Source organism: Salinivibrio sp. ES.052, from assembly GCF_900141775.1.
Classification (GTDB): domain Bacteria; phylum Pseudomonadota; class Gammaproteobacteria; order Enterobacterales; family Vibrionaceae; genus Salinivibrio.
Map to the genome: position 1 here is coordinate 448,240 of NZ_FSRI01000002.1, position 6,761 is coordinate 455,000.

The 6,761-nt window shown below is 50.5% G+C and carries 6 protein-coding genes and 1 riboswitch (1 of these 7 running past the window's edge); of the genes, 4 read left to right on the forward strand and 2 right to left on the reverse strand.

Annotated features, from left to right (window positions below):
* Positions 1–58 precede the first annotated feature (58 nt).
* Positions 59–1,477, reverse strand: coding sequence for a Si-specific NAD(P)(+) transhydrogenase (gene sthA / locus BUQ98_RS11730; RefSeq protein WP_074213990.1), 1,419 nt, complete (start codon positions 1,475–1,477; stop codon positions 59–61).
* Between the two features lie 196 nt (positions 1,478–1,673).
* Between sthA and fabR the strand changes: the two genes are divergently transcribed.
* Entirely contained in the window at positions 1,674–2,309 is a 636-nt protein-coding gene (fabR, locus tag BUQ98_RS11735) for an HTH-type transcriptional repressor FabR (protein ID WP_074214226.1), read from the forward strand.
* Positions 2,310–2,322: 13 nt separating this feature from the next.
* A complete protein-coding gene (locus BUQ98_RS11740) occupies positions 2,323–2,706 on the forward strand; it encodes a YijD family membrane protein (protein ID WP_074213991.1) in 384 nt (127 codons plus the stop codon).
* Between the two features lie 80 nt (positions 2,707–2,786).
* On the opposite strand, the gene trmA is transcribed toward BUQ98_RS11740, so the two are convergent.
* Positions 2,787–3,890 carry a tRNA (uridine(54)-C5)-methyltransferase TrmA gene (gene trmA / locus BUQ98_RS11745; RefSeq protein WP_074214227.1) on the reverse strand — a complete coding sequence of 368 codons (1,104 nt, stop codon included), beginning with the start codon at positions 3,888–3,890 and terminating at the stop codon, positions 2,787–2,789.
* 122 nt (positions 3,891–4,012) lie between these two features.
* A riboswitch (cobalamin riboswitch) is annotated at positions 4,013–4,244 on the forward strand.
* A 33-nt stretch (positions 4,245–4,277) separates the two neighbouring features.
* Here trmA and BUQ98_RS11750 point away from each other — a divergent pair.
* On the forward strand, positions 4,278–6,092 hold the full coding sequence (locus BUQ98_RS11750; protein ID WP_074213992.1) for a TonB-dependent receptor domain-containing protein: 1,815 nt from the start codon (positions 4,278–4,280) through the stop codon (positions 6,090–6,092).
* A gap of 80 nt (positions 6,093–6,172) precedes the next feature.
* Positions 6,173–6,761: the 5' portion of a glutamate racemase gene (gene murI, locus BUQ98_RS11755; protein ID WP_074213993.1), read on the forward strand. It continues 233 nt past the right edge of the window; 589 of the gene's 822 nt are visible here — the first part of the coding sequence; the start codon lies at positions 6,173–6,175; the stop codon falls past the right edge of the window.

Sequence of the window (6,761 nt, forward strand, 5' to 3'; positions counted from 1 at the left end):
CGAAAACGGCACCGATAACGGTGCCGTTTTTCTTGGTGTGGATATCGTTTCAGAGCGCTTAGAATAAGCGATTGAGCCCATTGAGAGCCGCGACCCGATAAGCTTCTGCCATGGTGGGATAGTTAAAGGTAGTATTGATAAAATAATCTATCGTGTTCCCTTCACCTTTTTGCTCGAAGATGGCTTGACCAATGTGAATGATTTCCGAAGCACGTTCCCCGAAGCAGTGAATGCCCAATATCTCACGGGTATCGCGGTGGAAAAGGATCTTCAAGCTGCCTACATCCATCCCGGCAATTTGCGCCCGTGCGAGGTGCTTGAACAAGGAACGCCCCACTTCATAAGGGACTTTTTCGGCAGTGAGCTCCTGTTCGGTTTTGCCCACAGAGCTGATTTCTGGAATGGTATAAATTCCCGTTGGGATATGTTCAATCAAGCGCACGTTGGCGTTACCTTGGCAAATGGCCTCAGCGACAACTCGGCCTTGATCATAAGCCGCGCTAGCAAGGCTTGGGTAACCAATCACATCGCCGACCGCATAGATGTGACCGACATCGGTTGCATAGCTTTCGGCATTGACCTCAAGTTGTCCACGGGAATTAGGCGTTAGTCCGACCGCTTGCAGGTTGAGTTTGTCGGTATTGCCCGCGCGACCATTAGCATAGAGCAGACAGTCGGCTTTCATCTTTTTACCGGACTCAAGGTGAACGACCACACCATCGTCAGTGCCTTCGATACGCTCATAGGTCTCATCGTTACGGATCATCACGCCGCTGCTACCAAAATGGTACGACAAGGCATCAGAGATTTCGTTATCCAAAAAGGAGAGTAAGCGGTCACGCGTATTAATTAAATCCACTTTGACGCCAAGTCCGCGGAAGATAGACGCATATTCACTGCCAATGACACCCGCACCATAAATAATAACGTGGCGTGGGTCATGCTCCAGCGACAAAATTGAATCACTGTCATAGATCCGTGGGTGACAGAAGTCGACATCGGCTGGCTGGTAAGGGCGAGAGCCGGTGGCAATCACAAAATGATCCGCGGTATAAATATCCGCGCTGCCATCACTATGGTGTACCGCTAATGTCTGAGCGTCGACAAATTCGGCGCTACCATGCAGTAAGGTACATTGATTGCGGTCGTAAAAACCTTGGCGCATACGGGTTTGTTTGCCGATAACGGACTCCGCATGACTGAGGATTTGCGCAAAGGTACTGTGTAAGCTTTTGGTGTTTTGGGTATAAATAGGACTTTGGTTAAATTCAATGATCCGGCTGACAGTGTGGCGTAAGGCTTTGGAGGGAATCGTCCCCCAGTGGGTACACCCACCACCAACGGTATTTTCACGCTCAATGACTGCCACGCGTTTGCCTGATTTTGACAATCCCATGGCGGCCCCTTCACCGCCGGGGCCGCTACCAATGACAATGGCGTCAAAATGATCTTGAGGGCGAGGGCTCGACTTGCTCATAGGGATTAGACCTTATTTTCATTATTGCAACATCCATTTATGATCAGTTTAACGCTTATTATCTCTAAGGTTAACGTTGTGAGCTAAATCTGTGTGGAGCCTACTGTCATGTGCGTGTCTTAAGCGTTCTGGGGTTGGCTGATTTGCCCGCTAAAATTGCGTATAGTGGCAAGACGGTGACCATGGATTAAGTATGATGGGGATTCGAGCACAACAAAAAGAAAAAACGCGTCGTTCAGTCATTGATGCGGCGTTTAGCCAACTCAGTGCCGAGCGCAGCTTCTCAGGCTTGAGTTTGCGCGAAGTGGCCCGCGAGGCCGGTATTGCCCCGACCTCGTTTTATCGTCACTTTAAAGATATGGATGAGCTCGGCTTAACCATGGTGGATGAAGGCGGCTTGTTATTGCGTCAATTGATGCGCCAAGCCCGACAGCGCATTGCCGCTGAAGGCAGTGTGGTACGCACCTCGGTAGAAACCTTCATGGAGTTTATTGAGAGTAGTCCCAATGTGTTTCGGTTGTTATTACGCGAGCGGTCGGGAACCTCCGCCGCATTCCGTGCTGCCGTCGCAAGAGAGATCCAGCATTTTGTTGCTGAGTTGACCGAGTATTTACAATCTCGTACGCAGCTCACCTATGAAGAAGCGTACAATCAGTCCGAAGCGTGTGTGATTTTGGTCTTTAATATGGGGGCGGAAGCGCTTGATCTCGACTCGCACGCCCGCGCAGAATTGGCAGAGCGAATGGTGCTACAATTGCGCATGATAGCCAAGGGAGCTTACTGGTACCGAAAGGACCGGGAGCGGCGAGCCTTACAGGAAAAACTGTCATAAAACAGGTGAAGACATGGAATACGAGCAAGTGAAATCAGAACGTAAATTTTTGCTGCTGGCACTGGTTACCGGCATTTGTGGTAGTGCAACTCTCGCGACACTGTTCGTCAGTGGCGTCGCATTTTCAATCTTTCCCATCCTTGCGTTTGCATTGTCTGTGCACGCTTGCTACCAACTTCACGAACGCCAGCCGCTGACTGAAGGCACGCCGCTGATTGCGTTTGCCTGCTTCTTGGTGGGAGCATTCGGCTACTCAGCGTTTATCCGCATGCAAATGCCAGAGCTGGGCGGTAACTTCTTCTCTATCTTGGTTGCGATGGCATTGGCGTTCTGGGTCGGCCACAAACTGGGCTTTTTTCGCCGTAAAGCGAAAAACGATACCGCCTCTGATGTGTGATCGTCTTTAAAACCGCCGCTAGCGAAACCCAAAAAGGCGTCGAGAAGACGCCTTTTTACGTTGATGTCGGAGGGGTTTGACTACTTTCGCTCTAACCACACACCCGCTTCGGTATGGTGGGTGAACGGGAATTGATCGAACAGGGCACAACGGCTAATGCGGTGTGTTTGGCTTAGACGCGTGAGGTTCTCCACCAAGGTCTCTGGGTTACAGGAGATATATAAAATCCGATCGTAACCTTGCACCATTTTGCAGGTGTCATCATCCATGCCCGCACGCGGGGGATCGACAAAAATGGTATTGCACTGATAGTCACTCAGCGTCACCCCTTGGTCTTTTAAGCGGCGGAACTCGCGCTCGCCATTGATCGCCTGAGTGAATTCTTCGGCAGACATGCGAATAATCTGCACATTATCGATGTGGTTGGCTGCAATATTATACTGCGCCGATTGTACCGAGGGTTTGGCAAGCTCGGTGGCGAGGACGCGGCGAAAGTTTTTCGCCAAGGCGAGGGAAAAGTTGCCGTTCCCGCAATACAGCTCCAGCAAATCGCCTTCACTATCGCGGGTGCAGTCAATCGCCCAATCCAACATTTTTTGTGCAACCGGGCCGTTAGGTTGGGTAAAGCTGTTTTCAATTTGCTGGTAGATCAGCGTCTGACCATCGGCATTGAGCTTTTCCAAGACGTAGTCACGGTCCAGCACTTTCTTTTGCTTGCGCGCACGGCCAATCACGTTGAGATTAAAGCCCTCATCGTTCAAACGTTGTTTAAGCGCTTGCGCGGCACTGTCCCAATCTTCGTCTAGCTGACGGTGATAGAGCAACGATACCAAGATCTCACCGCTTATGGTGGAGAGAAAATCAACCTGGAATAGTTTACGTCGCAACGCGTCGTTGGGCTTGATGGCATCCATCAATAGCGGCATGAGGTCATTGATCAAGCGGCTCGCGGCAGGAAAGGCATCGACGCGATACTTCTGCTTGGTCGCGGGATCAAACATGATGTAATACAAGTCGTCGCCTTCATGCCACACTCGAAACTCTGCGCGCATCCGATAGTGGGTTTCCGGTGAGCGAAAGATCTCTAGCTCAGGCGCATGAAACGGCGCGAGTTGTGTATTGAGTCGTTGGACTTTCTCAGCAAGCTGTGTGTCGTAGTCAACGGCGGTGTGAGCCTTGGTCATGATGGCTGCCTCAGCGATTGGAAAATGAGCGCAGATTTTAGACAAATCCCCAGCCATGTCCACCCTTGCTCACGATTCTCCTTTATTCGATAGGGTTATCAATGGACAATATCCATCTAGACGGCTACTATCCGTGAGCGGGTACGTGATCAGCCAGTATAAGCCTGTTGGTCACCGGAATGCGGTGAGAGTCCGCAACTGACGCGCAGCGGTATTAGAGAACGACCCTAACCCGACCCAAGGTCAGACACTGTCGCCAATACTGATGAAGAGTATGCGATGGGAAGTCGTTAGCAGTAGGCGGCGAAAGCCATGCTCTTAAGTCCGAATACAGCCCACACTCGCAGCACAGTGCTGCCTATTCTCGCGATTAGGAAGGAAGATCCAATGAACAAACAGATTGTGGCGAGCCTGGTGGCGGCGTCACTATTCCCTGCGGCCGCGTGGGCCGAGCAAAACACTGAAACGGTGGTGGTGACTGCTAGTCGGTTTGAACAGTCCGATGCCTCAGTGTTGCAATCAGCAACCATTTTGACACGTCAAGACATTGCACGCTTGCAGGCGCGAAGCCTTGTTGATGTATTGCGTACGGTGCCGAGCATTGAGATTGCGCAAAGCGGAGGCCGTGGACAAATTGCCTCTATTTTTATGCGCGGCACGGAATCAGACCACTCTTTAGTCTTGATTGATGGCATGCGTATGGCGTCATCCATCAAAGGCTCGGTGGATTTTAATCAGATCCCAGTAAACAGTATCGAGCGTATTGAGATTATTCGCGGCGCACGCGCCACACTTTATGGATCGAGCGCGATGGGTGGGGTGATCAATATCATCACCAAAAGCAATAAAGAGCGAGCCAATGTTTCTGCGACCGTAGGCAGTTTGGATCATCATGCTGTTAGTGGCGCATGGGCAACAAAATTGGGCGATAACGGTCACTTCTCTAGTATTGCTGGGTATGAGTCGAATGATGGATACAATGTTCATCCAACGGCGAGCAATCGGGGAGATCAGCATGGTTTTACCGGCCGCAATGCGCAGCTTGGCTACAGTCATCGCTGGAATACATCTTGGTCGGCCGATGTGACGGGGCGCTGGTACCAGAATGAGTACGATTACGATAATTTTGGTAGCTTAAAACATGGTTGGTTAGAAAGCCAAGCACTGGCCAGCACGCTGAACTATCGCTCTGATGCTTGGAGTGCAACACTCAGCGCAGAAATTTCCCAACAAGAAAACTTTGACTACAGCCCTGGTAGTGGCCGTAAAAACAATAAAACCTCAGATGTTGAGCAAGTCTCTACCTCGTTGGGACTCCAGTATCAAGCCACAGATGATTGGCTGCTTGGTGGCGGCGTAGATTATCGACAAGACACCTTTAATGAAGGAAGCTTGATTACCAACCCCGATGATATTGCAATCAATCCGCGCGATAACCTTGGCACTTACCTTTTAACGCAATTTAGCCCAGTAGAAGCACTATCTATTGAGGCAAGCGCACGCTCGGATGATAACGAGCAATACGGGCAGCATACGACTTGGCAGACGAGTGCGGGTCTTGCGATAGCGGAAGGGTATCAATTGGTCGCTAGCTACGGTACTGCTTTTAAGGCACCAAGTTTGACTGAGCTTTACGGATGGGGCGGTAATGCAACGCTCAAGCCGGAGGAATCATCCAACACCGAGCTTGCTCTTCGTGGCGTGACGGCAGACGTTGATTGGTCACTCACCGGCTATATCAATCGCATTGATAATCTCATTCAGTATGCAGGTAGTTACCCCAACGGTCAGAACCAAAACGTGGGCAAAGCTAAGATCGAAGGCGTTGAGTTTATTGCCAACTTTGATGTACACGCTTTAAATAACCGCATATCGTTAGAATATAAAGATCCTAAAAATGAACAAACAGGTGAGCAGCTTGCACGTCGCGCTAAGCGGATAGCGAAGTGGGATGCATCCTACCAATGGGAGCGACTGCAGCTCGGTACTCAGTGGCAGTATCAAAGTGAACGTCTGGATTATTCCGGTGGAGAGATGTTGGGAAGCTATAGCCTGTGGGCGGTCACTGCATCCTATCAGGCGACCGATAACCTAACAGTAAAAGGTAAAGTCGATAATGTATTTAATAAAGACTACGAAACCGCGGGTGGCTATCCGTCAGCTGAGCGCGGCTACTTTATAACGTTAGACTACCAGTACTAGTGTCTGTTTCACGGCGAAACTAGCTTTAATCACGCCTTTATCGTTATGATAAGGGCGTTTTTTTATTGAGTGGCTGGATCATGGCGCAACCCCATATTCTGATCTTTGACTCCGGTGTCGGAGGCTTATCTGTCTACCAAGCGATCAAGGCGACCTTGCCCGACGCTCAATATACTTACCTGTTCGACAATGCCGCTTTCCCCTATGGCGAATTAGAAGACCAACGACTGGTGCATCGCGTATTCGCCCTGATCAAAGCAACGTGTGAACGCCACGCTGTCGATATCATCGTTATTGCTTGTAATACGGCCTCGACACTCGTGCTGCCGACACTTCGTGACGCACTCTCGATACCGGTTGTCGGCGTGGTGCCGGCGATCAAACCCGCAGCGGCTTTGAGTCAACACAAAGCCATCGGTCTGCTAGCGACCCCAGCCACCGTCAACCGGCCTTATACGGCACAACTGATCGCAGATTTCGCTAAAGATTGCCGAATTGTCTCGGTAGGGACGACAGCATTAGTACATATGGCAGAGCGTAAATTGCGTGGGGAAGCGGTGAATCAGCAGGACCTTAGCGCCATACTCGCACCGTTTGATTCGCATATCGATGTCTTAGTGCTAGGCTGTACCCACTTCCCACTATTACATGATGAAATACAGGCGGCGA

What these genes read in the sequence shown, in the direction of transcription:
- sthA (WP_074213990.1), bottom strand. Translation starts at nt 1,477, where the DNA reads ATGAGCAAGTCGAGCCCTCGCCCTCAAGATCATTTTGACGCCATTGTC.
- fabR (WP_074214226.1), top strand. Translation starts at nt 1,674, where the DNA reads ATGGGGATTCGAGCACAACAAAAAGAAAAAACGCGTCGTTCAGTCATT.
- BUQ98_RS11740 (WP_074213991.1), top strand. Translation starts at nt 2,323, where the DNA reads ATGGAATACGAGCAAGTGAAATCAGAACGTAAATTTTTGCTGCTGGCA.
- trmA (WP_074214227.1), bottom strand. Translation starts at nt 3,890, where the DNA reads ATGACCAAGGCTCACACCGCCGTTGACTACGACACACAGCTTGCTGAG.
- BUQ98_RS11750 (WP_074213992.1), top strand. Translation starts at nt 4,278, where the DNA reads ATGAACAAACAGATTGTGGCGAGCCTGGTGGCGGCGTCACTATTCCCT.